The organism is Croceibacterium mercuriale, assembly GCF_000802385.1.
Taxonomy (GTDB): domain Bacteria; phylum Pseudomonadota; class Alphaproteobacteria; order Sphingomonadales; family Sphingomonadaceae; genus Croceibacterium; species Croceibacterium mercuriale.
Genome location: NZ_JTDN01000001.1, coordinates 1199721 through 1225776, shown reverse-complemented (window position 1 = coordinate 1225776; position 26056 = coordinate 1199721). Strand labels below are relative to the sequence as shown.

The window sequence follows — 26056 nt, the reverse complement described above, 5'->3', positions numbered from 1 at the left end:
CGGCGGGCTTGCTCCGCCGGTCGGGCCGCGTCAAGGAGCGGCATGGCCCGTATGACCAAGGCTCTGGCCGAGAAGCGCCCCTTTCTGCTCGCCAGCATCGTGGCGGCACTGGCTTTCTATTACCTGCGCTCGGGCCCGTGGCCGGAGGCGTGGTTCATTCCGCTGAAGGGCGCGTCGGTCGGTCTGCTGGCCGTCTATGCGCGGGTGCGGCATGGCGGCACGGATGCGCGGCTGCTGTCCGTGCTGCTGCTGATCGCGGCGGGCGCCGAGATGGCAATGGAGATCGACGGGCTGGCGGCCCACGTGCTGTGGTTCGCCTACCATGCCGTCGCGCTGATGCTCTATCTGCAGCACCGCCGGGTGCTGCCGGGCGGCAGGGACAAGGTCGTGGCGGTGGCGCTGCTGCTGGCGCCCTCCGCCGTGCTTGCCTGGCTGGTGGGTGAGGAATGGGGCGGGATCATCAGCGCGGCCTACGGCCTGACGCTGGGCGGCATGGCGGCAGGCGCCTGGTCCAGCAGCTTCCCGCGTGCACGGGTGGCGGCGGGGGCCATGCTGATCCTGGCGGGCGACCTGCTGTGGTTCGCCGGTGGCGGGGTCCTGCTCGGCAGCCCGGTGCCGCAGATCTTCACCTGGCCGCTGACCTATCTTGGTCACCTGCTGATCGCGCTGGGCGTGGTCGGCAGCGTTTGGAAGCGCGAACCGGAACTGAAGCTGGTCAGTAGCCGGTGATATAGAGAAGGCGGTCGCCATCGCGCGACCGCCTTCTCCCGTTCCTATTCGTCTTCGCTGCTGTCCGGCGCGTCCTCGTCCTCGACCGGATTGTCGCGGTCGATCGTCGGTTCGGGCGTGGTTTCCGGTGTGGAGCGGGCGATCATCTCCTCCAGGATCGCCTCTTCCGCCTCGTTCTCCGGCCCTTCCTGTTCGTCGATGCGTACGGCGCTGACGACATGCTCGTTCTTGGCCACATCGAACAGGCGCACGCCGGCGCTGTTGCGGCCGATCACCCGCAGGCTGTCGAGGCCGATGCGGATCAGCTTGGCCTGATCGGTCACCAGCATCAGCTGCGCTTCCTTGGTGGCGGCGAAGCTGGCGACCACCGGGCCATTGCGGCGGATATTGTCGATGTTGACGATGCCCTGGCCACCACGGCCGGTGCGGCGATATTCGTAGGCAGAGCTGAGCTTGCCGTAGCCATTCGCGCAGACGGTCAGGATGAACTGCTCGTTCGCTGCCATCTCCACATGCACGTCGGACAGGTTGCCGGCATCGTCCTCGGCCTTCCACGGGGCCACCCGCAGATAGGACTCGCGCCGCTCCGCATCGCCTTCTGCGCCGCGCAGGATGGACAGCGACACGACCTGGTCCCCGCCGCGCAGGGTCATGCCGCGCACGCCGGTGCTGGTGCGGGACTGGAACTCGCGCACCTCCTCCGCGGCGAAGCGGATCGCCTTGCCGTCGCGCGTGGCCAGCAGCACGTCGTCACCCGCCTCGACCAGCGCCACGCCGATCAGCGTATCGGCGCTGCCATCCTCGAACCGCATGGCCAGCTTGCCGTTGGAGGGCACATTGGTGAAAGCATCCATCGCGTTGCGGCGCACATTGCCGCGCGCCGTGGCGAACATCACGTGCAGCGCACCCCAGCTGTCCTCGTCTTCCGGCAGCGGCAGGACGGCGGCGATCGTCTCGCCCTGATCCAGCGCCGGCAGCAGGTTGACGATCGGCCGTCCGCGGGTCGTCGGTCCGCCTTCGGGCAGGCGCCAGACCTTCAGGCGGTACACCTTGCCGGAAGTGGAGAAGAACAGCACCGGATTGTGGGTGGAGGTGACGAACATCGCCATCACCGCATCTTCCGCCTTCGTCGCCATGCCGGCACGGCCCTTGCCGCCGCGCGCCTGGGCGCGGAACGTGGAGAGCGGCGTACGCTTGATATAGCCGTCCAGCGTAACCGTCACGACCATCTCGTCGCGCTCGATCAGGTCCTCGTCCTCGAGGCCGTCCCAGGCCGGCGCGATCTCGCTGATGCGTGGCGTGGCGAAATCCGCGCGGACCTGCACCAGCTCCTCGCGCATCACGTGGTACAGGCGCGCGCGGTCGGCCAGGATGGCGAGGTATTCGCGGATCCGGGTCGCCAGTTCCTCCAGTTCGGAACCGATCTCGTCACGGCCCAGCGCGGTCAGGCGATGCAGGCGCAGGTCGAGGATCGCCTTCACCTGGGCTTCGCTCAGGCGGTACGTGCCGCCGTCCTCGCCGCTTTCGCCTTCCTCGATGGCTTCCACGATGCGCAGATAGGGGCCGATGTCGCCGATCGGCCATGCCTTGGCGAGCAGCTTGGCACGCGCCATTGCCGGGTTGGAGGAGCCGCGGATCATCACCACGACCTCGTCCATGTTGGTCACCGCGACCACCAGGCCCAGTAGGATATGCGCCCGGTCACGCGCCTTGTTCAGCTCGAACTTGGTGCGCCGGGTGATCACCTCCTCGCGGAAGCCGATGAAGGTCTGGATGATGTCGCGCAGGCTCAGCGTTTCCGGCCGGCCGCCGCGGATCGCCAGCATGTTGGCCGGGAAGCTGGATTGCGCCGGCGTGTGCCGCCACAGCTGGTTCAGCACCACCTCCGGCGTGGCGTCACGCTTCAGGTCGATGACCATGCGCACGCCTTCGCGATTGCTTTCGTCGCGGATGTCGCTGACGCCCTCGATCCGGCGGTCCTTGGCGGCCTCCGCGATCTTCTCAACCAGGCCGTTCTTGCCGACCTGGTACGGGATGGAGGTCAGCACGATCGACCGGCGATCGCGTGCGCCATGCTCTATGACATGGCGGCAGCGCTGCAGGATGGAGCCGCGACCGGTGGTGTACGCGGCGCGGGCACCGGCGCTGCCCAGGATCAGCGGCGCGGTCGGGAAATCCGGGCCGGGGATGTAGTGGATCAGATCCTCCGACGTCATGCCCGGATCGTCCAGGAACGCCAGGCAGCCGTCGATCACTTCACCCAGGTTGTGCGGCGGGATGTTGGTCGCCATGCCGACCGCAATGCCGCCGGCGCCGTTCACCAGCAGGTTGGGGAAGCGCGCCGGCAGGACCGACGGCTCCCGTTCCGACCCGTCATAGTTCGGGACGAAGTCGACCGTGTCCTTCTCGAGGTCGGTGAGCAGCGCTTCCGATGCCTTGGCCAGACGGCTTTCGGTGTAGCGCATGGCCGCCGGGGGATCGGGATCCATGCTGCCGAAATTGCCCTGACCATCGATCAGCGGCAGGCGCATGGACCAGGACTGCGTCATCCGGGCGAGCGCGTCGTAGATCGCGCTGTCGCCATGCGGATGGTACGAACCCATCACCTCACCGACGATCTTGGCCGACTTGCGGTACGGCTTGGCCGAGCTGTAGCCACCGACCTGCGCCGCATAGAGGATGCGCCGGTGCACCGGCTTCAGCCCGTCCCGCACGTCGGGCAGGGCGCGTGCCACGATCACGCTCATCGCGTAATCGAGGTAACTGGTCTTCATCTCGTCGACGATGTCGATGCGTTCCCATTCCACCGGCGGTTGCGCGGGCGGGGGCGGATCGATGATATCGGTGGTGTCAGCCAAGAGTTTCGGCCTGCCTTGTTGTTTTTTGTGGATGTCGGTCGAACCTTCCGCCTAGGCGAAAGTGACGCGCAAGGCCAGCAGCACTGGCGCAATGACCCGGGCTGCGGCCCTTTTTCCACATCTGGCATCGCGATCGCGGCACGGTCCGGCAGTTCAAAGACCGTTCACACCCGATTGTGCAGGACCGGAATGGGCGGACGGGCATTGCCTTGTTGCTGGGTGACGGACAAATACACGCCGTCGCACCGAATTTGCGCATCGCTTTAGGAGACAGACAGAATGGTTCGCATGGGCTTCACCGGATCGCGGACGTTGCGCGGGGCCGCCTCGGCATTTGCCATGGCGCTGACGCTGGCCGGCGGCGCGCTGGGCGGCGCGGCGCTGATCGCGACCCCTGCCGCGGCGCAGGAATACACCAAGAAATTCGTCGAGGTCTACCAGCCCGTTGCCACGATCGTGAGCACGGAAGGCGGGGACCTGGACGCCGCACGCGGGCAGCTGGAAGGCGTCTATGCCGCGATCGGCAGCGAGGATGATCGCAACGCTGCCGGCAGCCTGACGCTGAACATCGGCACCAAGCTGAGCGACAAGTCGCTGCAGCGCCGCGGCCTGGAAATGATGCTGCAGAGCGGCAAGGTCGCGCCCGAGCAGCAGGCGCAGTTCCAGTTCTTCGTCGGCAACCTGGCCTATGACGCCAATGATTATGCCGCGGCCCGCACCGCACTGCAGGCGGCCTACGACGCCGGCTATCGCGAGCAGGACGTCCGCCCGATCATCGCTGAAAGCTATTTCGGGGAAGGTCAGAACCCGCAGGGTATCGCCTATATCGAGAAGCTGGTGGCCGAACAGCAGGCTGCGGGCGAGCCGGTGAACGAGAACCTGATCCGCCGTGCACTGCGCTTCGCGTACGAGGGCAAGGATGCGGCAAAGTCGACAGAACTGTCCGCGCTGCTGATCTCCACCAATCCCTCCGCCGAAAGCTGGAAGCAGGGCCTGCAGGTCGTCAACGCCATGGTCGACCTGGAGCCGCAGGCGCAGCTGGACCTGCTGCGGCTGATGCTGGTGACCGACAGCCTGTCGGAGCGGAGCGAATTCGTCACCTATATCGAGGCGGCTGACGTCCGGGTGATGTCCAACGAGGTGCAGCGTGTCCTCGCGAAGGGGCTGGAGAAGGGCATCTTCACCGCCAGCGACGACTACTACAGCGAGTTGAAGCGTCTGGCCGACCAGCGTGCGCCGATCGATGCGCGCGAGGCTCCTGGCCTGGTGACCGAGGCCCGCAGCGCCGCGCAGGGCAACGCCGCACAGGGTGCCGGCGACGTGCAGCTGTCGCTGGCTGACTATGCGCAGGCCGAAGCGATGTACCAGCTGGCGCTGGAGAAGGGTGTGACCGATCGGGACCGCAACCTGACCCGTCTGGGCATCGCGCAGGCCATGCAGGGCAAGGGCGCCGAAGCCAAGGCCACGCTGGAGCAGGTTGCAGGGGCGCGCGCCCCGGTTGCCCGCATGTGGATGGCCTACGTCGATACCAAGGCCTGATCGGCCTCGCCTTCGATACAGGAACGGCGCGGGGAGCGATCCCCGCGCCGTTTTCATGTGCGCGTCAGGGGCGGGTCGGACCTGTCAGACGTTGAACTTGAACAGCAGCACGTCGCCATCCTGCACGACATACTCCTTGCCTTCCTGCCGCAGCTTGCCGGCGTCACGGGCGCCCGCCTCGCCATTCAGCGCGACATAGTCGTCGAAGGCGATCGTCTCGGCCCGGATGAAGCCCTTCTCGAAATCCGAATGGATCTCGCCCGCCGCCTGCGGCGCCTTGGCACCGGCGGGGAAGGTCCAGGCGCGCGATTCCTTCGGGCCCGCGGTGAAGAAGGTGCGCAGCCCCAGCAGCTCGTAACCGGCGCGGATCACGCGGGCGAGGCCGGTCTCCTCCAGCCCCAGCTCGGCCAGGAACTCGGTCCGGTCCGCCGGGTCCATGCCGACCAGCTCGGATTCGATCGCGGCGGACACGACCACCGCCTTGGCGCCTTCGGCCGCGGCCTTGGCGAACACCGCCTCCGACAACGCATTGCCGGCGGCCGCATCACCCTCCGCCACGTTGCAGACATACAGCACCGGCTTCGCGGTCAGCAGCTGCGCCTGGGCGAACAGCCGCTCCTCCTCCTCGTCCTTCGGCTCGGTCAGGCGGGCGGGCTTTCCTGCGCGCAGCAGCTCCAGTGCCTGGCCCAGCACGCTGGCGGTGGCCTTGGCTTCCTTGTCGCCGGCCAGTCCACGCTTGGCCGCCGCGGGCACGCGCTTCTCCAGGCTGTCGAGATCGGACAGCATCAGCTCGGTCTCGACCACCTCGGCATCGGCGATCGGGTCGACCTTGTTGGCGACATGCTGGATGTCGTCATCCTCGAAACAGCGCAGCACGTGGACGATGGCGTCCACCTCGCGGATATTGCCCAGGAACTGGTTGCCCAGGCCTTCGCCCTTGCTGGCGCCTTTCACCAGCCCGGCGATGTCCACGAAGGCCAGCTGGGTGGGGATTATCTTGGCGCTCTTCGCAATGGCGGCGATCTGGTCCAGCCGCGCGTCAGGCACCGCGACCTGGCCGACATTCGGCTCGATTGTGCAGAACGGATAGTTGGCCGCCTGCGCCGCCTGCGTTTCCGTCAACGCATTGAACAGGGTGGACTTGCCGACGTTGGGCAGGCCGACGATCCCACAACGAAATCCCATCTTGATACCTTCTGAATGCGTGCAGGGGTCGCCCACTAGAGCGGACGCGGCGGAAAGGCCAGTCGGTTGCCTACAGTGTCAGCGCCCAAGTTTCGACCGGCTGCCGTTCCCAGCCGAGCCGTGCGTACAATGCCGCCGCCGGATTGCCGTGGCGCACCATCAACTCGACCTTCGGGCAGCCCTGCGCTGCCAGCGCCTGGCACGCAGCGTCCACCAACGCCCTGGCATGGCCTCGGCGCTGGTACGCCGGCAGCACGCCAATGTAGTACAGCCAGCCTCGATGCCCATCATAGCCGGCCATCACCGTTCCGACCGCCGCACCTCCATGCTCCAGCAGCAGCACGGTCGAGGTCGGGCCGGCGATGGCGCGGGCGAAATCGGCCGCCGGGTCGTTCCACGGGCGCGTAAGCTCGCAGGCGTGCCACAGGGCGATCACCGTTGCCGCGTCCGCCGGCAGGGCAGGGCGGATCATTCCTGCTGCCGCAACGCCACGTCGTTCATGAACCGGACGTCGTCGCCGCCGGCCAGCCATGGCGCCTCGGCGGACACGGCACCCAGCATGTCGGACAGTTCGTCCATCTCCGACTTCGCGTAATTGCCCAGCACATGGCCGGTCACCCGGTCCTTGTGCCCGGGATGGCCGATGCCCAGCCGCACGCGGCGGAAATCCGGGCCGAGGTGGCGGTCGATGCTCCGCAGGCCGTTGTGCCCGGCGGTGCCGCCCCCTTGCTTCACCTTGACCTTCATGGCGGCCAGGTCGAGCTCGTCATGGAAAACGGTGAGCGCGGACGGCTCCAGCTTGTAGAAGCGCATCGCCTCCGCCACGGAACGGCCGCTCTCGTTCATGAAGGTGGCGGGCTTCAGCAGCAGCACACGCTCGCCGCCGATGCGCCCTTCCTGCAGCCAGCCCTGGAACTTCTTCTGCACAGGGGCGAAGCCGTGCATGTCGGCGATGACGTCCAGCGCCATGAAGCCGACATTGTGCCGGTGCAGCGCATATTGCGGGCCGGGATTGCCGAGACCTGTCCAGAGTTGCATCCGGGGCCCCTAAGCAAAAGGGCCGGCACTGCCAAGCAGCACCGGCCCCTTCGATCGATCAACCGTCAGGCGATCAGCCCTCGGTCGCTTCCGCTTCGGCAGCGTCGGTATCCGACCGCAGCGCGGACGGGGCAACCACGGTGGCGATGGTGAAGTCGCGATCGGTGATGGCGCTGACCGAACCTTCCGGCAGGCTCACGGCGCTGATGTGGATGGAATCGCCCACTTCCACACCGGTCACGTCGATCACGATCTCGCTGGGGATCTTGTCCGCATCGCAGACCAGTTCCAGCTCGTGACGGACGATGTTCAGCACGCCGCCGCGCTTCAGGCCGGGGCTTTCTTCCTCGTTCGCGAAGACGACCGGCACGGACACCGTGATGGTCGCATCACGCGCCAGGCGCAGGAAATCGACATGCAGGGGACGCCCGCTGACGGGGTGCAGCGCAACATCCTTGGGCAGGGTGCGCAGCGACTTGCCGTCAACCTCGACCATGATGATCGAGTTCATGAAGTGACCGGTCATCAGCTGCCGGTACAGCAGCTTCTCTTCCACGTGGATCGTGGTCGGTTCTTCATTGCCACCGTAGATTACGGCGGGGACCCGGCCATTGCGGCGCAGTTCACGGGAGGCTCCCTTGCCAGCCCGTTCGCGCAGCTCGGCCGGCAGGTTCAGAGCGTCGCTCATGGTACATGCCTTTCGATTATACGTTTGGTGCTTCTCCGCCACGCCTCCAGGGATGACCATGACGGGAAGCGCGGCGCCCTAGCAGAGACAGCCGAAAAGGCAAGCTACTGGATGCGTGTCACTGTGTAGCCGCGCGCCTGCAGCAGCGCCGGCAGGCCCTCCGCCCCCAGCATGTGCGCCGCGCCCACCGCCACGAACGGGCGGGCGCCTTCGTCCAGCAGCAGCGTGATGGTTCCAAGCCAGGCACGATTGCGGCCGGTCTGCAATCGCTCCCGCAACAGCGGATCGGCCAGCAGGCCGGTTGCCGCATCCCGCTCCAGCGTGGCGACGTCACCTTTCAGCCAGGCGACCGTGCGCTTGCCATCGTCAGGCGTGCCGGCCTCCCGCACGGCGTCGCGCAGCAAGGCGGTCTGCGCTGGCGCTGGCAGGGTATCGAACAAGGCGAGCTGCTCGTCCACGCTTTCCAGCGCAATCACACGGCGGGCCTCCTCGATCAGTGCGCGGTCCACGCCATTGGTCACGTCCCCCGCTCGCAGCGCATTGGCCAGCGTCAGCGCGGCGGCCCAATCCTCCAGCGATGTCAGGTCGCCGCCTTTCAGCCCGGCCTCGTTGAGCGCCGCGGAAAGGGCAGGGCGATCGTCCGGCGGCACCCGGGCCAGCAAGGGCGGCAGGCCCGGCGTATAGGCGCGGCGCGCAAACACCGAACGGACGACTGCCGGATCGGCCAGATCGCCGACCTCCACCACCAGCGGCCCCGCCTTCGCCAATGCGGCGTCGAGCGCCGGCGTCCGCCACTCGGCGCCATCAGGCAGGGCGTGAATGGTGCCGAACAGCCAGCCGGTCCGCCCGGCCGGACCCGTCACCTGCCACAGGGCCGGCGCCGGTTCCGGCCAGTCACTCTGCCCGCACGCTGCCAGCAGCGCCAGCAGCAGGGCAGCAAGCAGCCGCGTCACTGCCAGACGCGCGTGACCCGCAGCCCGCGCTTCCGCAGCTGCTCCTGCACGCTGCCGCGACCAGCCAGGTGGCCTGCACCCACCGCCACGAACACCGTGCCCGGTTGCGCCAGCCGGTCGGCGATCCAGGTCGACCAGTTAGCGTTGCGGCGGGTCAGCAACCGGGCATGCAGGTCGCTGTCGGTCATTTCCGCGTTGATCAGTGCGGCCAGATCTTCCGCATCGCCGGCCAGCCATTCGGCGACCATGGCATCCAGCGAGGTGGAGGCACTGGGAACCTGGTTCACCGCCTGGTCCAGATAGGCGAGCTGTGCGGCCATCGGCAGTGTGTCGAACAGGGCGATCTGGTCCTCGATCCGCTCCAGCCCGGACCGCCGCTTGCCCTCCGCCTTTCCGGCCAGAGCGCTCTCGACCCCGGCATCGGCCTGGTAGCCGGCCCGGACCACCGGCAGCAGGCTGAGCGACATGGCGGCCAACCAAGGTTCCATGCGGTCGAACGCTTCGACCGGCAGGCCCAGCGTGACCAGCGCGGCCTCGAACGCCTCGCGATTGTCCGGCTGCATCAGGTCGCGCAGGGACTGCCCCTCCGGCAGCATGCCGGCGCCCGCCAATGACGCGCCCGAGTTCCGGATGGTGGCGAGGTCGACCTCCGTCACCAGCTCGTCGGACGTATCGAACGCGCGCTGGATTCGCGGATCCAGCCATTGCGTCCCCTGCGGCAGCGCATGCACCGTGCCGAACAGGTAGATGGTCGTATCCTCGTCCACCACCTGCCACAGCGCCGGCCCCGGCACCGCGCCGATCGGCGGCCGTTCCGCCAGGGATGCAGGCCCGACGACACAGCCGGACAGCACCAGCGACAGCGCGGCCATGCTGCCGGCAACAACGTGCCGCACCTTCTGCCAGCGCCCGAACCCTGCCGCCATACCCCGTGCCCCTGTCATGTCTTGCGACGCGTAACGCCCACCCAGCTTAATGCCGGCTGCACCAACATGATTGCTGCAATAGAAAGCAAGATGCGCCGTAGCAATGTGGCGTGATTGACGCTGCCGAACCCATGGGCCATTGCCCGGCCATGAACAGGAACCCGCAAGCAAGCTTCCAGGACATGATCCTGGCGCTGCACGATTACTGGGCGGCGCAGGGATGCGTCATTCTGCAGCCTTACGACATGCGGATGGGCGCCGGCACGTTCCACACCGCCACCACGCTGCGCGCGCTGGGGCCGGAACCGTGGAACGCCGCCTTCGTGCAGCCCTGCCGCCGCCCGACGGACGGCCGCTATGGCGAGAACCCGAACCGGCTGCAGCATTATTACCAGTACCAGGTGATCCTGAAGCCGTCCCCGCCCGACCTGCAGGAGCTGTATCTGCGGTCGCTGGAGGTGATCGGCATCGATCCGCTGAAGCACGACATCCGCTTCGTGGAGGATGACTGGGAAAGCCCTACGCTAGGCGCCTGGGGCCTGGGCTGGGAGGTCTGGTGCGACGGGATGGAGGTGACGCAGTTCACCTATTTCCAGCAGATGGGCGGCTTCGACTGCAAGCCGGTCGCGGGCGAGCTGACCTACGGTCTGGAGCGGCTGGCCATGTACATCCAGGGCGTGGACAACGTCTATGACCTCCAGTTCAATGATCGCGGTGTAAGTTACGGCGACGTGTTCCTGGAGAACGAGCGCCAGATGTCGAAGTGGAACTTCGAGGTCGCCGACACCGATGCCCTATTCGACCTGTTCGGCAAGGCAGAGGCGGAGTGCCGCAACGCGCTGGATGCCGGCGTGCCCATCGCCGCCTACGAGCAGGCGGTGGAGGCGAGCCACATCTTCAACCTGCTGCAGGCGCGCGGTGTGATCAGCGTGCAGGAACGCGCCAGCTACATGGCTCGGGTGCGCGACTTGGCCCGTGGCTCGTGCGAGGCGCACATGGCCAAGGAGGAGGTCCGCTGGGCCGCCGAGTACGAGGGGTGGACGGCGTGAGCGACTTCCTGCTGGAACTGCGCAGCGAGGAAATCCCCGCACGCATGCAGGCCGGTGCCCGTGCCGAGCTGGAGAAGCTGTTCCGTGCCCAGATGCAGGCGGCCGGCGTCATCGCGGGTGAGGTGACCGTCTGGTCCACCCCGCGCCGCCTGGCGCTGATCGCCCGCGACCTGCCGGATGCGACGGAGGCCGTCCGCGAGGAGACGAAGGGGCCGCGCACCTCCGCTCCGCCACAGGCGCTGGAAGGCTTCCTGCGCAAGACCGGCCTGTCGCGCGAGCAGCTGGAGGATCGCGACGGTGTGCTGTTCGCGGTGGTGGAGAAGCCCGGCCGCGCTGTGCGTGAGGTGCTGGCGGAAGCCGTGCCCGCGATCGTCCGCGCCTTCAGTTGGCCCAAGTCGATGCGCTGGGGCAACGCCTCGGTCAGCACGGAAAGCCCGCGCTGGGTGCGCCCGCTCTCCGGCATCGTCGCCATCCTGGGCGAGGATCTGGTCGAATGCGACGTCGCCGGCGTGCCGAGCGGCTACGCCACCGTAGGCCACCGCTTCCATCACCCGGGCGCCATCACCATCGGCGGCGCGCATGACTACGCCGCCAAGCTGCGCGCCTGCCACGTGCTGGTCGATCACGCCGAGCGCGAGGCCTTGGTGCGCGACGGTGCCGCGCAGGTCGCGGCCGACGCCGGTCTGGTGCTGGTGGCGGATGAAGGGCTGGTAGTGGAAAATGCCGGCCTGACGGAATGGCCGGTGCCGCTGCTCGGCCGGTTCGATCCCGCCTTCCTGGAGGTGCCGCCGGAGGTGATCCAGCTGACCGCGCGGGTGAACCAGAAGTACTTCGTGTGCCAGGACGCCGCCGGCAAGCTGGCGGACGCCTTCGTGTGCACCGCCAACATCGAGGCGAAGGATGGCGGCGCCGCCATTGTTGACGGCAATCGCAAGGTGCTGGCCGCCCGCCTGTCGGACGCGCGGTTCTTCTGGAACCAGGATCGCAAGATGCCGCTGGCGAGCCAGGCCGAGAAACTGGCGCGCATCACCTTCCACGAAAAGCTGGGCACGCTTGCCGACAAGGTGGAGCGGGTGGCAAAGCTGGCACGATGGCTGGCCGAGGAAGGCGTTGTGCCCGGTGCCGATCCCGACTTGGTCGAACAGGCAGCGCGGCTGGCCAAGGCCGATCTTGTGACCGAGATGGTCGGCGAGTTTCCCGAACTGCAGGGCCTGATGGGCGGCTACTACGCCGCTGCCGAAGGATTGCCGGCGGAGGTCGCGGCGGCCATTCGGGACCATTACAAGCCGGTGGGCCAGGCGGACGACGTGCCGACCGCGCCCCTGACAGTCGCTGTCGCGCTGGCAGACAAGCTGGACACGCTTCGCAGCTTCTTCGCTATTGATGAGAAGCCGACCGGCTCCAAGGATCCGTTCGCGCTGCGTCGCGCGGCCCTGGGCGTCATCCGCATCGTGCAGGGCAACGGCTTGCGCATGGGCATCGGGGACGGCGACCTGCTCGCCTTCTTCGCCGATCGCCTGAAGGTCCAGCAGCGCGAGGCTGGCGTGCGGCACGATCTCATCGATGCGGTGTTTGCTCTGGGTGGGGAGGACGACATCGTGCGATTGTTGAACCGAGTGGAAGCATTGCAGGCCTTTGTCGGCACCGAGGACGGCGCCAACCTGCTGGCCGGATACAAGCGGGCGGCCAACATCCTGAAGAAGGAAGGCTGGCACGGGCGCGAGAGCGAGATCGCGCAGACGGGCGAGGAAGATCCGCTCGCAGTGGTGGACGATCCCGACCTGAAGGCCGTGGTCGATGCCAAGATGGCGCAGATCCACGACCAGCGTGAAGGGCATGTGCCCGAACCTGCCGAAGCGGCACTGACGGCCGCGCTGGACGCGGCCGAGCCGCAGGCGGAGCAGGCCGTTGCGGCGGAGGATTTCGCCGGCGCCATGGCCGCGCTGGCGACGTTGCGCGCTCCGATCGACCGCTTCTTCGACGAAGTGACCGTGAATGACCCAGATCGGAACAAGCGTTCTGCCCGGCTCGAACTGCTTGCGCGGTTTCGTGCTGCAGTGCACAATGTTGCAGATTTCGGCAAGATCGAAGGCTGAGGAACAAGGTATGGCGACGGTGGCGGAACCTGCGGGGCAGTTGCAGACGGTCTATACCTTTGGCGGCGGGGCGGAGCGCGGCGATGCTCGTGCGCGCGACAAGACCGTCACCGGCGGCAAGGGCTCGAACCTGGCGGAAATGGCCGGCATCGGCCTTCCCGTGCCCCCAGGCTTTACCATCACGACCGAGGAATGCGTCAGCTACCTGCGCGGCGGAGCCGACTTCACCGACGGTCTGCGCGATGCGGTGGCCGAGGCGCTGACCCACATCGAACGCGCTGTTGGCAAGGGCTTCGGCGATGCGGGCGATCCGCTGCTGGTCTCCGTCCGCTCCGGCGCGCGCGTCTCCATGCCGGGCATGATGGACACGGTGCTGAACCTGGGCCTGAACGACGAGACGGTGCAGGGTCTTGCCATGACCTCCGGCGATCCGCGCTTCGCCTGGGATTCCTATCGGCGCTTCATCCAGATGTATTCGGACGTGGTGCTGGGCCTCGATCACGGCCTGTTCGAAGAAGCGCTGGAGATCGCCAAGGAGCAGGCCGGCTACTTCGCGGATACCGAAATGGTCGCGGCCGACTGGCAGGCGCTGGTGGCCGAGTACAAGCAGATCGTCGCGCGCGAGCTGGGCGAGCCGTTCCCCCAGGACGTGCACGGGCAGCTGTGGGGCGCCATCCGCGCCGTGTTCGACAGCTGGGATTCCGACCGTGCCAAGGTCTATCGCCGCCTGAACGACATCCCCGCCGACTGGGGCACCGCCGTCAACGTGCAGGCCATGGTGTTCGGCAACATGGGCGAGACCAGCGCCACCGGCGTCGCCTTCACCCGCGATCCCGCCACCGGCGAGAAGGCCTACTACGGCGAATATCTGGTGAATGCACAGGGCGAGGATGTCGTCGCCGGCATCCGCACGCCCCAGTACCTGACCCGCGCCGCGCGCGAGGCCGCCGGTGCCGAGCAGCCGAGCATGGAGGAGGCGCTGCCTGCCGCCTATACCGAGCTGGCCGCCGTGTTCGAGCTGCTGGAGCAGCACTATCGCGACATGCAGGATATCGAGTTCACCGTGCAGCAGGGCAAGCTGTGGATGCTGCAGACCCGGTCCGGCAAGCGCACCGCCAAGGCTGCCCTGAAGATGGCGGTGGAAATGGTCGGCGAAGGGCTGATCGACGAGCGTGAGGCGGTGCTGCGCATCGATCCGATGGCACTCGACCAGCTACTACATCCCCGGCTTGATCCCACGGCGTCGCGTGATGTGCTGACGCGCGGCCTGCCCGCCAGCCCCGGTGCCGCGAGCGGGAAGATCGTGCTCGACGCCGACACGGCGGAGGTGTGGGCCGGTCGCGGCGAGAAGGTCATCCTGGTCCGCGTGGAAACCAGCCCGGAGGATATTCACGGCATGCATGCGGCGCAGGGCGTGCTGACCGCCCGCGGCGGCATGACCAGCCATGCGGCCGTCGTGGCACGCGGCATGGGGCGCCCCTGTGTGTCGGGCGCCAGCGCGGTGTCGATCGTGCTGAAGGAGCGCAAGCTGCGCATCGGCAATCGCGAACTGGCGGAAGGCGACACGATCACGCTGGACGGCACCACGGGCGAAGTGATGGCAGGCGAAGTGCCGACCATCGAGCCCGAGCTGGTGGGCGACTTCGGCGTGCTGATGGAATGGGCCGATCGGCACCGCCGCATGAAGGTGCGGACCAATGCCGAAACCCCGCAGGATTGCCGCATGGCGCGCCAGTTCGGGGCCGAGGGCATCGGCCTGTGCCGGACGGAGCACATGTTTTTCGAGGCGAGCCGGATCAGTGCCGTGCGCGAAATGATCCTGGCCGATGACGAGGCTGGTCGCCGCACCGCGCTGGCCAAGCTGCTGCCGGAACAGCGCGCGGATTTCGTGGGCATCTTCACCACCATGGCGGGCCTTCCCTGCACGATCCGCCTGCTCGACCCGCCCCTGCACGAGTTCCTGCCGCACGCCGATGCCGAGTTTGCCGATCTGGCCGACATCACCGGCCACAGCGTGGACCATCTGAAGCGCCGCGCCAGCGAGCTGCACGAGTTCAACCCGATGCTCGGCCATCGCGGCTGTCGTCTCGGCATCACCTTCCCCGAGATCTATGAGATGCAGGCGCGCGCCATCTTCGAGGCGGCGTGCGAAGTGGCCGAGACCAGCGGCGAAGCGGTCGTTCCCGAAGTGATGATCCCGCTGGTCGGCACCGCCAAGGAGCTGTCGATCCTCAAGAAGCTGGTGGACGGCATCGCGCAGCAGGTCTTCGCGGAAAGCGGGCGGACGCTCGATTATCTGGTCGGCACCATGATCGAACTGCCCCGCGCCGCGCTGATGGCCGGCGAGATCGCCGAGGAGGCGAGCTTCTTCTCCTTCGGCACGAACGACCTGACCCAGACCACGCTGGGCGTCAGTCGCGACGATGCGGCGCGCTTCCTGTCGGTCTATGTCGACAAGGGCATCTACCCGCGCGATCCGTTCGTCAGCCTGGATGTCGAGGGCGTCGGCCAGCTGGTCACCCTGGCGGCAGAACGCGGCCGCGCCACCCGGCCGGAGATCAAGCTCGGCATCTGCGGCGAACATGGCGGCGATCCGGCCAGCATCGCCTTCTGCGAGGCGACCGGGCTCGATTATGTCAGCGCATCTCCCTTCCGCGTGCCGATCGCCCGGCTGGCGGCGGCGCAGGCTTCCCTGCGGGCCTGAGCGTCAGGCGCCGCGCCGGCCGCTGAGCGTGACGATCTCGAACCGCTCGACCACGCGGCCGTCCGTGCCTTGCGCCAGGAACGCCGCGCGGGCGCGTGCCAGCGCCGCCTTGCCCAGCGGTGCGCCGGGCGTTGCCAGCACATTGCCCAGCGCCTGTTCGCGCAGATCGGCCACCAGCCGGTCCAGTGAACGGTAGGCGACGCTGATGCTGCGGCTGTCGGCCACCGGATCGGCAAAGCCGGCGCGTTGCAGCAATTGCGCCCCGCTGCGCACGTCGACCGCCGGGTGCATCCGTGCAGCCGGGCGCTCGGCATCAGCCTCCAGCATGGCCGCTCGCAGGGCCGGCAGGCTGCCCGCGCCGGCAAAGCTGACCAGCGCCAGCCCGCCGGGCTTCAGCGCATGGCGGATATGGATCAGCGCCCCCGGCAGATCGTTGACCGTGTCGAGCGTGGACAGGCTGGCCACCAGGTCGAAGCCCTGGCCGGTGATCGTGGCGGGGAAGGGCAGTTCCTCATCCAGCATGACCGCGCCGGCAGCCGGGACCGCGTCTGCGCGGGTCACCTCTACGCCCGATGCCGTCAGTGTTGCCGCCAAGGTGCCGTGCACATCCCCGATCAGCAGCGCGCGGGCGACCGGGTGGCGCAGGAAGGCGACCCGTTCCTCCACATCCTCGATCATGTCGTCCAGCATGAAGCGCGCGGCATTGGGCCGTGCCTGCAGCGCAGCCATGCGGGTGCGCGCGGCGCGGCGGCGGGCGGGGGCGAAGATGGTGGGCGGGGCGGGGGTGCTGCTCATGGTCGCCGGTCCTGACGCCTGCCGTGGCGGGGTGCAAGGGTGAGAGCGCAGCTTGCCGCCAGCGTGGCGCCGCTGGTCGACCTGGTGTTCCCGCCGCGGTGCCCCGGCTGCGGCCTGGCACTGGCGGCGCAGGATGGCCTGTGCGTCACCTGCTGGGATAAGCTGGAACGGCCACCAGGCGGTTCGGCCGGCGGGGTGGTCGCCGCCACGCTCTATGGTCCGGTCTCGCGCAAGCTGGCGCTGGCGTTCAAGCATGGCGGGCGCATCGCACTGGCGCCGATGCTTGCCCGCATGATCGTGGCACGACTGCCGGACCTGCCGGGCGAGTGGCTGTTCGTGCCCGTGCCGCTGCATCGCGGGCGTCTGTGGCGGCGCGGCTACAACCAGTCGGCGCTGCTGGCGCGGGAGATGGCGCGCGCCACCTGTCAGCCGCTGCTGGTCGATGCACTGCACCGCCGCCGCCCGACACCGAGTCTCGGCGGGCTCGGCCGCCGGCAACGGGCCGCGGCGCTGGCCGGAGCCATCGTCGCGTCGCCACGGCACGCGGCAATGCTGGCCGGGTGCAACGTCGTGCTGGTGGATGATGTGCTGACCAGCGGGGCGACCACGCAAGCCTGTGCGGCGGCGCTGCGGCAGGCAGGCGTGCGGCAGGTGATCGTCGCCACCTTCGCGCAGGTGGAGGGACGCGTGGAGAGCTGAAAAGCAAAGCGCCCGGAGCTTTCACCCCGGGCGCCCGCGTGACGAAATCTGCTGGGTTCCGGAGGTAACCCCCCGATTACACCGGAACCCAAACCCTCATGTCCCTGGGCGCCTATAGGCTGGCCAGGTTCCCCCCTTCCTTGGCGCTGATCGGCGCTGCCGGTCGGTTGCAGCCCCATAAGGCCGCTGCCCGTTCATTCGTCTGAAACAGTGTTCTTGGAAAGCTGCTTCATTACAGACGGTAGATTTTGGCAGGCCGCTGTGGTTATCGTGCAACAAATCATTGCTGCACTTGCAACCGCGGCATCGACCTCAAGGAGAACGCCGATTTCTGTACAGTCAGGTGATGTTGCGCTGCGGGAACAAGGCAGCATCTTCATGCCGCGTTTCGATGATGCGGGCCTGGTGACTGCGGTGGCGCAGGATGCGGCCAGCGGCGCCGTGCTGATGGTGGCGTTCATGGATGCGGAAGCACTGGCGGCCACGCGGCGCACCGGCCTCGCCCATTTCCATTCCCGCAGCCGGGGGCGGTTATGGATGAAGGGGGAGACATCCGGACACGTGCTGCGGGTGCAGGCGATCCTGGTGGATTGCGACCAGGATGCACTGGTGCTGCAGGTCACGCCCGCAGGCCCGGCCTGCCACACCGGCGCCCCGACCTGCTTCTACCGCAAGCTGGAGGGCGAGGCGCTGGCACAGGTCGGACAACCCGCGCCAGTGTCCTGAACGCCTACTCCGCAGGTAGGAAGTCGGGCACGGAAAGGTACCGTTCGCCCGTATCGTAGTTGAACCCCAGCACGCGCGTGCCGGCGGGCTGGTCGGCCAGCTTCTGGCGGATGGCGGCCAGCGTGGCCCCGCTGGAGATCCCGACGAGCAAACCTTCCTCGCTAGCGGACCGGCGAGCCATCTCCTTCGCGTCCTCCGCCTCCACCTGGATCACGCCGTCCAGCGCCGCGACATGCAGGTTGCCCGGGATGAACCCAGCGCCAATGCCCTGGATCGGGTGCGGTCCCGGCGTTCCCCCGGATATGACCGGCGACAGCGTGGGCTCCACGCCGAATGCCTGCAGCTGCGGCCATGCGCGCTTCAGCTCTTCCGCGCAGGCAGTCAGGTGACCGCCCGTGCCGACGCCGGTGATCAGCAGGGATGGCGGAGCATCGGCGAAGTCGGCCAGAATCTCGCGCACGGTGGTGCGGACATGGACGGCGATGTTGGACGGGTTCTCGAACTGCTGCGGCATCCACGCGCCGGGCGTGGTGTCGACCAGATGCTGGGCCCGCTCGACCGCGCCCTTCATGCCACGCTCCTTGGGCGTCAGGTCGAAGGTGGCACCATAGGCCAGCATCAGCCGCCGCCGTTCCAGAGACATCGATTCGGGCATCACCAGCACCAGGCGATAGCCCTTGACCGCGGCCACCATGGCCAGGCCGATGCCGGTATTGCCGCTGGTCGGCTCGATGATCGTGCCGCCCGGCTGCAGCGCGCCGCTGGCCTCGGCATCCTCCACCATGGCCAGTGCGATGCGATCCTTGATCGATCCTGCGGGATTGGCGCGCTCGCTCTTCACCCAGACCTCGTGATCCGGGAACAGCCGCGCCAGGCGGATGTGCGGGGTGTTGCCAATGGTGGCAAGGACGCTGTCGGCCTTCATGATGCAGGTTCCTTTGCTTCTTGGGGATCGAGATATCTGGCGCTGAAGGTGCGGGCGCGGCGTATTTCGGGAAACCACCATGCCCACAGGCCGGTGACCAATATGGCGCCGACCCCGCCAAGCACAACCGCACCGACGGCGCCCAGCAGGGCCGCCGCCAGACCGGACTGCAGCTCGCCAAGTTCGTTGGAGGCAGACACGGCCAGACCGCTGATGGCCGAAACCCGGCCACGCATCGTGTCGGGCGTGTTCAGTTGCACCAGTGAGCTGCGGATGAAGACGGAGATCATGTCCGCCGCCCCCAGCACCGCCAGGCAGCCAAGCGAAAGCAGGAAGTCGCGCGACAAGGCGAAAGCGATCGTGGCGACGCCGAACCCCGCGACCGCCCACAGCATCTTGGTGCCGACGTTCCGCTCCAGTGGTCGGAACGAGAACAGCCCTGCCATCGCGGCGGCACCCACCGCCGGCGCACCGCGCATCAGGCCGAGCCCTTCCGGCCCGACCGCCAGAATGTCGCGCGCGAACACCGGCAGCATGGCGGTCGCACCGCCCAGCAGCACGGCGAACAGGTCCAGCGTGACGCAGCCGAGCAGGAAGCGGTCGTTCTTCACGAAGGTGAAGCCCTCCACGATCCTGCGCAGCGGGTGCACCGCCGGGCCGGACTGGACCGCCCGCACCGGTCGTACGGTGGAGATCAGCAGGCCGGAAGTCAGCACCAGCGCAGCGGACAGGAAATAGGGCGCTGCCGGGCTCCAGCCGAACAGCAGCCCACCAAGGGCCGGCCCGATCACGCTGCCCGTCTGCCAGGCGATGGAAGACAGTGCGATCGCCCGCGGCAACAAGGTGGGCGGCACCAGGTTGGGCGCGATGGCCGCCAGTGCCGGGCCGTTGAACACGCGCGCCGCGCCATGCGCGGCCGCCAGCGTGAACAGCAGTGGCAGGCTCAGGGCATCGTGCCATGTGCACAAGGCCAGCGTCAGCGCGATCACGCTGTCGATGCCGTTGGCGAACAGCACCACCCGCCGGCGATCGAACCGGTCGGCGGCAAGCCCGGCCACCGGCGTCAGCAGGAAGATCGGGATGAACTGCGCCAGCCCCAGCAGGCCCAGCATGAAGGCTGCATCCGCCCGCTCCATGCCGTAATCGGCGCGCGCCACGTCGTAGGTCTGGTACCCGATCAGTACCACGGTGGACAGGGTTGCGAACACCGCCAGGAACCGGGCGAGCCAGAATCTCCGATAGTCGGCGATCGCCAATGGCGACCTGGGCGAGACCTGCGGCGACGGGTCCGGGCTGGCAGTGGAATCTTGCACGATCATCGCAATGGCAGGCGGGCAGGGACCTGCCAAGCTGACCTCAGCTATCCCCGATGAAAGCCGGATTTGCGGTTCACGGCTGCGTGGTGAGCGGCCGTGCCTGTGCCAGGATGGCGTCGAACTCCGCCGGGCGCAGCACCCGTTCGAACTGGCACCCGGCGCGCGTGTCGACGGTCCACAGGCAATAGGCCTCGATCCGGCCCAGCGCCGGCAGGCGCAGGATCAGCCGGTCGCCGCGCAGCAGATCGGGCGCAGGATCGATCAGCACGCCGTTGGCCGACAGGTTGCGCAGGCGCAGATCGATCTCGCAGCCCCGGTTCAGATGCTCCACGCGGATCATGCAATCGACCCGGTGGCGCATCGCGGTGCGCTGTTCGGTGACCGACAAATGAGCGCCGCATGGCATGAAGCAGGTGTCCCGCAGGTTGGACACACGCCATGGCCCGCAAGCTCTGTGGAAAACCTTAAGCGGTGCCTCCGCAGGAGCTACGAGGCGCGCAGGATGCCGTGTCGCTTGCGCCCCATGCTCAGCTTGCGCTCCTCGCCCGGCGCCAGCACGATCAGTTCGGCCGGATCAGTCATCGCGACATCGTCCAGCCGCACCGCACCTTCGGCGATCTTGCGCTTGGCTTCTCCGCCGCTGGCGGCAAAGCCGATCGCCGCGCACGCCGCAGCCAGGCGAATGCCGTCTGCCGGCACCGCCAGCACCGGCAGGTCGCCGCCCAGCGCACCGCCTGTGAAGGTCTGCGCTGCGGTCACGGCCGCACCTGCCGCCGCCTCGTCCCCGCGGACCAGCGCGGTCACCGCATTGGCGAGCACGATCTTGGCCTCGTTGATCTCCGCGCCCTGCAACGCCTCCAGCCGGGCGATCTCGTCCAGCGGCAGGTCGGTGAACAGCTTCATGAACCGGCCGACATCGCGGTCGTCCACATTCCGCCAGTACTGCCAGAAGTCATAGGCCGGCAGCATGTCCTCGTTCAGCCACACCGCACCGGCGACGGTCTTGCCCATCTTGCTGCCATCGGCAGTAGTCAGCAGCGGGGTGGTCGCGCCGAACACCTCCTGGCCGTCCATGCGCCGGGTCAGCTCGACCCCGTTGACGATGTTGCCCCACTGGTCGCTGCCGCCCATCTGCAGCCGGCAGCCATGGCGCTGCGCCAGTTCCCGGAAGTCGTAGGCCTGCAGGATCATGTAGTTGAATTCCAGGAAGGACAGCGACTGTTCGCGGTCCAGCCGCTGCTTCACCGAATCGAAGCTGAGCATCCGGTTGACGGAGAAATGCTGGCCGACCTCCCGCAGGAACGGGATGTATTCCAGCCGGTCCAGCCATTCGGCATTGTCCAGCATCACGGCATCGGTCGGTCCATCGCCGAAGGTCAGGAAGCGTTCGAACACCCGCTTGATGGAGGCGACGTTGGCGCTGATCGTGTCAGTCGTCAGCAGCTTGCGGGCATCGTCCTTGAAGCTGGGATCGCCGATCTTGCCCGTGCCGCCACCCATCAGCACCAGCGGCCTGTGCCCGGCCTGCTGCAGCCGGCGCAGCAGCATGATCTGCACCAGCCCGCCGACATGCAGCGATGGTGCAGTCGGATCGAAGCCGATATAGCCGGGCACGATCTCTCGGGCAGCAAGGGCATCAAGGCCGGCCGCATCGGTCAGCTGGTGGATGTAGCCGCGCTCTTCGAGCAGGCGGAGCAGGTCGGATCGGTACTGGCTCATGGCCGGGCGCCGGTAGCACGCGAGGGGAGCCATGCAAACTTGGGAACTGCTGCCACACGCCGCCGCGCCGCCGATCGGGGTGCGCGGCATGACGGCCAGCCTGCTGTCGCCCGTGGATGGCTGGCTGCGCCTCCGCTGGCGGGTGCAGGGCATGGCCACCCTTGCGGTGCCACCCTTCGCAGGCGCAGGCAGGGTGGACGGGTTATGGCGGACCACCTGTTTCGAGCTGTTCGTCCAGCCGCTTGGCGGGACAGCCTATGCGGAGTTCAATTTCAGCCCGTCCGAACAATGGGCGGCATATGATTTCACCAGCCCGCGCACCGGCATGTCGGACAGGATGGTACCGCGCCCGCCCGTCTGCACGTGGCGGCGCGGCGGTGACCTGGCGATCTTCGACGTCGCGCTGCCATATGGCGCACTACCTGCCGGGGATTGCGCCATCGGCTTGACCGCAGTGATCGAGGAGATCGATGGCTCCAGATCCTGGTGGGCGCTGGCGCATTGCAGTGCCGCCCCCGACTTCCACGACCCGGCTTGCTTCACCGCCACGCTTGCGGCACCGATCCGTCCATGAACTTCGGCATAGACCGCCTGCTGGCGGACCCCGCGCTGCTCCGGCAGCTGAGCGGCCGGCGCGTGGCGCTGGTGGCACATCCGGCCTCCGTCACGGCAGACCTGACCCATTCTCTCGACGCGCTGATCGCGGCGGGGGTCAACATCACCGCCGCCTTCGGCCCGCAGCACGGGATCAAGGGCGACAAGCAGGACAACATGGTCGAGACGGCGGACGAGGTCGATGCGACCTACGGCATCCCGCTTTTCAGCCTGTATGGCGAGGTGCGCCGGCCTTCCGCGCACATGATGGACACGGCGGACGTGTTCCTGTTCGACCTGCAGGACCTGGGCTGCCGCATCTACACCTTCTGCACCACGCTGCTCTATCTGCTGGAGGCTGCGGCCGAGACCGGCAAGACCGTGTGGGTGCTGGACCGCCCCAATCCGGCCGGGCGTCCCGTCGAAGGCACGCTGCTGCGGCCAGGGCAGGAAAGCTTCGTCGGCGCCGGGCCGATGCCGATGCGGCACGGGCTGACCATGGGCGAGATGGGCCACTGGTTTGTTGCTCGCTTCGCTCTCAATATCGACTATCAAGTCGTTGAAGTGACGGGATGGCAGCCCGGTACCGGTCCGGGGTTCGGCTGGCCGGAGGATCGCGTCTGGATCAATCCCAGCCCCAACGCCGCGACACTCAACATGGCACGCGCCTATGCCGGCACGGTCATGCTGGAAGGCGCCAACCTGAGCGAAGGGCGCGGCACAACGCGGGCACTGGAGGTGTTGTTCGGGGCGCCGGATATCGATGCCAGGGCGGTACTGCAGGAGATGCAGCGGCGCGCGCCCGACTGGCTGCGGGGCTGCGCCCTGCGCGAATGCTGGTTCACGCCGACCTTCCACAAGCATGCAGGTATGTTGTGCAACGGCCTGTTTATTCACGCAGAAGGATCGTTCTACGACCATCTGGCATTCCGCCCGTGGCGCCTGCAGGCCCTGAGCTTCAAGGCCATTCGCTCGCTGTATCCGGGTTACGATCTGTGGCGTGATTTCCCTTACGAATACGAGTTCGACCGGTTGGCGATCGATGTGATCAATGGCGGCCCGGCCTTGCGCGAATGGGTCGATGATCCGGCCGCGGAGGCCGGTGATCTGGAGGCAATGGCGAGTGCAGACGAGGACGCATGGCGCGCAGAGTGCCGACCCTTGCTCTTGTACGGAGCAGATTGATGCGGCGGCGCAGTTTTCTGGCAGGTAGCGCGGCAGGTGTCGCCTCCGCCTTCGTCCCTGAGGCGGCATGGGCGCAAGCCGGGCTGCCGGATCTGTCCGCCGGTGCCGTGCCGATCAGCGTGGCGGAGCGGCAGGCGCGGGTGGCGCGCGCGGCGGAACTGATGCGCCAGCACGACATCGCTGCTGTCCTGGTGGAGGCGGGTACCAGCCTGCGCTACTTCACCGGCGTGCAATGGTGGCGCAGCGAACGGCTGACCGCCGCCGTGCTGACGCGTGATGGCGAGATTGCCATCGTCACGCCGTTCTTCGAGGAGCCGAGCGTCCGCGAATCGCTGGCGCTCCCGGCCGAGCTGCTTACCTGGGACGAGGACGAGGACCCCGCTGCCACGCTGGCGCAATGGCTGGGCGAACGCGGCCTTGCGCAGGGGCGGATCGGGATCGAGGAAACGGTCCGCTACTTCGCGGTGGACGGGCTGGCCGCCGCGCTGCCAGGTGCGACGCTGGTCAGTGGCGATCCGGTCGTGCGCGGCTGCCGCATGGTGAAGAGCCCGGCGGAACTGGCACTGATGCAGCGTGCGACCGACATCACCATGGCCGCCTACCGCCATGCCGCACCGCGTATCCAGCGGGGCATGACTCCGTCAGACATCGGCGCGCTGATCAACGATGCGACGAGAGCAATGGGCGGCGCACCGGAATTTGCGCTGGTGCTACTGGGTGAGGCGAGTGCCTATCCGCACGGATCAGGCAAGCCGCAGGAAGTCCGCGACGGCGAGGTCATTCTGCTGGACTGCGGGTGCAATGTCCAAGGATACCAGGCAGATATCTCCCGCTCCTTCGTCTTTGGCGAAGCAAACCTGCGGCAGAAGCAGGTATGGCAGCAGATGCGGCAAGGCCAGGATGTCGCCTTCGCTGCGGCACAGGTCGGTGCCACCGCCGGCAGCGTGGACGAGGCGGTGCGCACCTTCTACGAAAAGCTGGGCTACGGCCCCGACTACCAGCTACCCGGCACATCCCACCGCACCGGTCACGGCATCGGTCTGGACGGGCACGAGCCGGTCCATCTGGTCCGCGGCGAGCAGACCTTGCTGGCGCCCGGCATGTGCTTCTCCAACGAGCCGGGCATCTACATTCCTGGCGAATTCGGCATCCGGCTGGAAGACTGTTTCTGGATGACGGAGAGCGGCCCCAGCTGGTTCAGCACGCCTGCGCCGTCCATCGAGGACCCGTTCGGCTGAGCCTGATCGCGGGCCGGCACGAACAGTCTGTTCTGCTCGTCGACCTTGGGCACATGCCTGAGTTGGCCGGTCTGGTGCATGACGAGGACGGAACAGCCCGCGACCCGGTGGTCCACCGCCTTGTAGAGCAGCGGGGTCGCAGGATCGGCAATACGGCTTTCCTGCTGCAACGATCGGTCATTGCTCACGAGCCTGGGCAGCACCCGCGCACATTGCCGCTCATCCGGATCCAGGGGGCTTCGCGCCGCAGCAGTCGTTCCACAGCAGACCAGCACGAGGGCAATCAACGGCGAGGAACGCATGACACATCTCCTTCGGACCAGCAGACTACGCCGCCTGCGCCCCAAGGCAAGAGATGGCTTGTCTAGTCGCGTGGCATACGCCGCAGGGTCGACAGCACCCCGCGCAGCGTGCGGACCTCCAAGTGGTTCCAGCCCGGCTTGGTCAGGATGCTGCGCAGCGTCCGGTGCGTGGCGACGTTGCGGCTGTCCGGCTGGTAGTAACCGCGCGGCTCCAGCATGGCTTCCAGCTGCGCCAGCATGCCTTCCAGCTCCTCCTGCGGGGCAGGGGGGAGCAGATCTTCGGCGGTCGGGACCGCAAGCTTCTGCGTGCGCGACCATTCATAGGCCACCAGAATCACGGCCTGCGCCAGGTTGAGGGAGGCGAAATCGGGATTGATCGGCACGGTTAGGATGGCCCGGGCCAGCGCGACATCGTCCGTTTCCAGCCCGGATCGTTCCGGCCCGAACAGGATCGCGCTGCGGCCTTGTGCCCGCGCGATCGCCAGCCCGGCCTCTTCCGGCGAGACGACAGGCTTGGTCACCTCGCGCTTGCGCACGGTGGTGGCATAGACATGCGCGCAATCGGCCACGGCGTCGGCCGTGGTGGCATGGACCGTGGCACCTTCCAGCACGCGGTCCGCGCCTGCGGCGGCGGGGCCGGCGGCCGGGTTGGGCCAGCCATCGCGCGGCTCCACCAGCCGCATCTCGGTCAGGCCGAAATTGAGCATGGCGCGGGCGGCCTTGCCGATGTTCTCGCCCAGTTGCGGGCGCACCAGCACGATGACGGGCGGGGTACCTACGGTTTCCATCGCC

General features: G+C 67.7%; 24 protein-coding genes. 10 read left to right on the top strand and 14 right to left on the bottom strand.

Annotated elements, in window-relative coordinates; all coding sequences use genetic code 11:
* Positions 1–42 precede the first annotated feature (42 nt).
* Positions 43–729: a hypothetical protein gene (locus PK98_RS05600; RefSeq protein WP_052208073.1), complete on the top strand. Its 687-nt coding sequence runs from the start codon at positions 43–45 to the stop codon at positions 727–729.
* Positions 730–773: 44 nt separating this feature from the next.
* Here PK98_RS05600 and gyrA read toward each other — a convergent pair whose 3' ends face one another.
* Entirely contained in the window at positions 774–3587 is a 2814-nt protein-coding gene (gene gyrA / locus PK98_RS05595) for a DNA gyrase subunit A (RefSeq protein WP_039094914.1), read from the bottom strand.
* Between the two features lie 279 nt (positions 3588–3866).
* On the opposite strand from gyrA, the gene PK98_RS05590 reads away from it, so the two are divergent.
* Positions 3867–5126 (top strand): hypothetical protein, encoded by a 1260-nt coding sequence (locus PK98_RS05590; RefSeq protein ID WP_152608542.1) that lies wholly within the window; start codon positions 3867–3869, stop codon positions 5124–5126.
* A gap of 84 nt (positions 5127–5210) precedes the next feature.
* On the opposite strand, the gene ychF is transcribed toward PK98_RS05590, so the two are convergent.
* The 6 genes from ychF to PK98_RS05560 all read right to left on the bottom strand — a co-directional run bounded on the left by ychF (position 5211) and on the right by PK98_RS05560 (position 9934).
* Positions 5211–6311 (bottom strand): redox-regulated ATPase YchF, encoded by a 1101-nt coding sequence (ychF, locus tag PK98_RS05585; RefSeq protein WP_039096285.1) that lies wholly within the window; start codon positions 6309–6311, stop codon positions 5211–5213.
* A gap of 70 nt (positions 6312–6381) precedes the next feature.
* On the bottom strand, positions 6382–6783 hold the full coding sequence (locus PK98_RS05580) for a GNAT family acetyltransferase (protein ID WP_039094910.1): 402 nt from the start codon (positions 6781–6783) through the stop codon (positions 6382–6384).
* Positions 6780–7349 (bottom strand): aminoacyl-tRNA hydrolase, encoded by a 570-nt coding sequence (gene pth / locus PK98_RS05575; protein WP_039094907.1) that lies wholly within the window; start codon positions 7347–7349, stop codon positions 6780–6782. Before pth ends, PK98_RS05580 begins: the two co-directional genes overlap by 4 nt.
* 73 nt (positions 7350–7422) lie before the next feature.
* Complete coding sequence (locus PK98_RS05570) at positions 7423–8037, bottom strand: 50S ribosomal protein L25/general stress protein Ctc (protein WP_039094905.1); 615 nt, start codon at positions 8035–8037, stop codon at positions 7423–7425.
* Between the two features lie 104 nt (positions 8038–8141).
* The gene (locus PK98_RS05565; protein ID WP_039094903.1) at positions 8142–8990 is read right to left on the bottom strand and encodes a TraB/GumN family protein; all 849 of its coding nucleotides are present in this window, start codon (positions 8988–8990) and stop codon (positions 8142–8144) included.
* On the bottom strand, positions 8987–9934 hold the full coding sequence (locus PK98_RS05560; protein ID WP_081996045.1) for a TraB/GumN family protein: 948 nt from the start codon (positions 9932–9934) through the stop codon (positions 8987–8989). Before PK98_RS05560 ends, PK98_RS05565 begins: the two co-directional genes overlap by 4 nt.
* Before the next feature lie 131 nt (positions 9935–10065).
* Here PK98_RS05560 and PK98_RS05555 point away from each other — a divergent pair, with 131 nt between their 5' ends.
* Genes PK98_RS05555 through ppdK form a run of 3 tightly spaced genes read left to right on the top strand, consistent with a single transcriptional unit; the run spans position 10066 to position 15765 of the window.
* A complete protein-coding gene (locus PK98_RS05555; protein WP_039094899.1) occupies positions 10066–10965 on the top strand; it encodes a glycine--tRNA ligase subunit alpha in 900 nt (299 codons plus the stop codon).
* Positions 10962–13061 (top strand): glycine--tRNA ligase subunit beta, encoded by a 2100-nt coding sequence (gene glyS, locus PK98_RS05550; protein WP_039096284.1) that lies wholly within the window; start codon positions 10962–10964, stop codon positions 13059–13061. The genes PK98_RS05555 and glyS overlap by 4 nt, the downstream gene beginning before the upstream one ends.
* A 19-nt stretch (positions 13062–13080) precedes the next feature.
* A complete protein-coding gene (gene ppdK, locus PK98_RS05545) occupies positions 13081–15765 on the top strand; it encodes a pyruvate, phosphate dikinase (RefSeq protein ID WP_235425406.1) in 2685 nt (894 codons plus the stop codon).
* A gap of 3 nt (positions 15766–15768) precedes the next feature.
* Here the strand turns inward: ppdK and PK98_RS05540 are convergent, their stop codons facing one another.
* A complete protein-coding gene (locus tag PK98_RS05540) occupies positions 15769–16560 on the bottom strand; it encodes a methyltransferase domain-containing protein (protein ID WP_039094897.1) in 792 nt (263 codons plus the stop codon).
* 39 nt (positions 16561–16599) lie between these two features.
* On the opposite strand from PK98_RS05540, the gene PK98_RS05535 reads away from it, so the two are divergent.
* Both PK98_RS05535 and hisI read left to right on the top strand, forming a co-directional pair.
* Positions 16600–17259: a ComF family protein gene (locus PK98_RS05535; protein WP_052208069.1), complete on the top strand. Its 660-nt coding sequence runs from the start codon at positions 16600–16602 to the stop codon at positions 17257–17259.
* Positions 17260–17637: 378 nt separating this feature from the next.
* Positions 17638–17985 carry a phosphoribosyl-AMP cyclohydrolase gene (gene hisI / locus PK98_RS05530; RefSeq protein WP_052208067.1) on the top strand — a complete coding sequence of 116 codons (348 nt, stop codon included), beginning with the start codon at positions 17638–17640 and terminating at the stop codon, positions 17983–17985.
* A gap of 4 nt (positions 17986–17989) precedes the next feature.
* Here hisI and cysK read toward each other — a convergent pair whose 3' ends face one another.
* The 4 genes from cysK to tyrS all read right to left on the bottom strand — a co-directional run bounded on the left by cysK (position 17990) and on the right by tyrS (position 21945).
* Positions 17990–18910 carry a cysteine synthase A gene (cysK, locus tag PK98_RS05525; protein WP_039094893.1) on the bottom strand — a complete coding sequence of 307 codons (921 nt, stop codon included), beginning with the start codon at positions 18908–18910 and terminating at the stop codon, positions 17990–17992.
* Positions 18907–20229: an MFS transporter gene (locus PK98_RS05520; protein WP_039094891.1), complete on the bottom strand. Its 1323-nt coding sequence runs from the start codon at positions 20227–20229 to the stop codon at positions 18907–18909. Before PK98_RS05520 ends, cysK begins: the two co-directional genes overlap by 4 nt.
* A 70-nt stretch (positions 20230–20299) precedes the next feature.
* Complete coding sequence (locus tag PK98_RS05515) at positions 20300–20614, bottom strand: PilZ domain-containing protein (protein WP_235425405.1); 315 nt, start codon at positions 20612–20614, stop codon at positions 20300–20302.
* A 98-nt stretch (positions 20615–20712) separates the two neighbouring features.
* Positions 20713–21945: a tyrosine--tRNA ligase gene (tyrS, locus tag PK98_RS05510; protein WP_039094889.1), complete on the bottom strand. Its 1233-nt coding sequence runs from the start codon at positions 21943–21945 to the stop codon at positions 20713–20715.
* 31 nt (positions 21946–21976) lie between these two features.
* Here tyrS and PK98_RS05505 point away from each other — a divergent pair, with 31 nt between their 5' ends.
* Genes PK98_RS05505 through PK98_RS05495 form a run of 3 tightly spaced genes read left to right on the top strand, consistent with a single transcriptional unit; the run spans position 21977 to position 24962 of the window.
* Positions 21977–22519 (top strand): DOMON-like domain-containing protein, encoded by a 543-nt coding sequence (locus PK98_RS05505; RefSeq protein WP_039094887.1) that lies wholly within the window; start codon positions 21977–21979, stop codon positions 22517–22519.
* Positions 22516–23724 (top strand): exo-beta-N-acetylmuramidase NamZ family protein, encoded by a 1209-nt coding sequence (locus tag PK98_RS05500; RefSeq protein WP_039094885.1) that lies wholly within the window; start codon positions 22516–22518, stop codon positions 23722–23724. Before PK98_RS05505 ends, PK98_RS05500 begins: the two co-directional genes overlap by 4 nt.
* Positions 23724–24962 (top strand): M24 family metallopeptidase, encoded by a 1239-nt coding sequence (locus PK98_RS05495; protein WP_039094883.1) that lies wholly within the window; start codon positions 23724–23726, stop codon positions 24960–24962. The genes PK98_RS05500 and PK98_RS05495 overlap by 1 nt, the downstream gene beginning before the upstream one ends.
* Here PK98_RS05495 and PK98_RS16670 read toward each other — a convergent pair.
* Complete coding sequence (locus PK98_RS16670; RefSeq protein WP_152608541.1) at positions 24851–25264, bottom strand: hypothetical protein; 414 nt, start codon at positions 25262–25264, stop codon at positions 24851–24853. The genes PK98_RS05495 and PK98_RS16670 overlap by 112 nt on opposite strands.
* Before the next feature lie 62 nt (positions 25265–25326).
* Complete coding sequence (locus PK98_RS05490; RefSeq protein ID WP_039094881.1) at positions 25327–26052, bottom strand: RNA methyltransferase; 726 nt, start codon at positions 26050–26052, stop codon at positions 25327–25329.
* Positions 26053–26056 lie beyond the last annotated feature (4 nt).

Excerpts from the sequence above, each read along its gene's own strand:
- PK98_RS05580 (WP_039094910.1), bottom strand. The coding sequence starts at position 6,783 with ATGATCCGCCCTGCCCTGCCGGCGGACGCGGCAACGGTGATCGCCCTG.
- PK98_RS05590 (WP_152608542.1), top strand. The coding sequence starts at position 3,867 with ATGGTTCGCATGGGCTTCACCGGATCGCGGACGTTGCGCGGGGCCGCC.
- ychF (WP_039096285.1), bottom strand. The coding sequence starts at position 6,311 with ATGGGATTTCGTTGTGGGATCGTCGGCCTGCCCAACGTCGGCAAGTCC.
- pth (WP_039094907.1), bottom strand. The coding sequence starts at position 7,349 with ATGCAACTCTGGACAGGTCTCGGCAATCCCGGCCCGCAATATGCGCTG.
- PK98_RS05600 (WP_052208073.1), top strand. The coding sequence starts at position 43 with ATGGCCCGTATGACCAAGGCTCTGGCCGAGAAGCGCCCCTTTCTGCTC.
- cysK (WP_039094893.1), bottom strand. The coding sequence starts at position 18,910 with ATGAAGGCCGACAGCGTCCTTGCCACCATTGGCAACACCCCGCACATC.
- PK98_RS05505 (WP_039094887.1), top strand. The coding sequence starts at position 21,977 with ATGCAAACTTGGGAACTGCTGCCACACGCCGCCGCGCCGCCGATCGGG.
- PK98_RS16670 (WP_152608541.1), bottom strand. The coding sequence starts at position 25,264 with ATGCGTTCCTCGCCGTTGATTGCCCTCGTGCTGGTCTGCTGTGGAACG.
- PK98_RS05520 (WP_039094891.1), bottom strand. The coding sequence starts at position 20,229 with ATGATCGTGCAAGATTCCACTGCCAGCCCGGACCCGTCGCCGCAGGTC.
- PK98_RS05495 (WP_039094883.1), top strand. The coding sequence starts at position 23,724 with ATGCGGCGGCGCAGTTTTCTGGCAGGTAGCGCGGCAGGTGTCGCCTCC.
- PK98_RS05570 (WP_039094905.1), bottom strand. The coding sequence starts at position 8,037 with ATGAGCGACGCTCTGAACCTGCCGGCCGAGCTGCGCGAACGGGCTGGC.
- hisI (WP_052208067.1), top strand. The coding sequence starts at position 17,638 with ATGCCGCGTTTCGATGATGCGGGCCTGGTGACTGCGGTGGCGCAGGAT.
- PK98_RS05490 (WP_039094881.1), bottom strand. The coding sequence starts at position 26,052 with ATGGAAACCGTAGGTACCCCGCCCGTCATCGTGCTGGTGCGCCCGCAA.
- tyrS (WP_039094889.1), bottom strand. The coding sequence starts at position 21,945 with ATGAGCCAGTACCGATCCGACCTGCTCCGCCTGCTCGAAGAGCGCGGC.
- PK98_RS05540 (WP_039094897.1), bottom strand. The coding sequence starts at position 16,560 with ATGAGCAGCACCCCCGCCCCGCCCACCATCTTCGCCCCCGCCCGCCGC.
- PK98_RS05500 (WP_039094885.1), top strand. The coding sequence starts at position 22,516 with ATGAACTTCGGCATAGACCGCCTGCTGGCGGACCCCGCGCTGCTCCGG.
- PK98_RS05560 (WP_081996045.1), bottom strand. The coding sequence starts at position 9,934 with ATGACAGGGGCACGGGGTATGGCGGCAGGGTTCGGGCGCTGGCAGAAG.
- PK98_RS05555 (WP_039094899.1), top strand. The coding sequence starts at position 10,066 with ATGAACAGGAACCCGCAAGCAAGCTTCCAGGACATGATCCTGGCGCTG.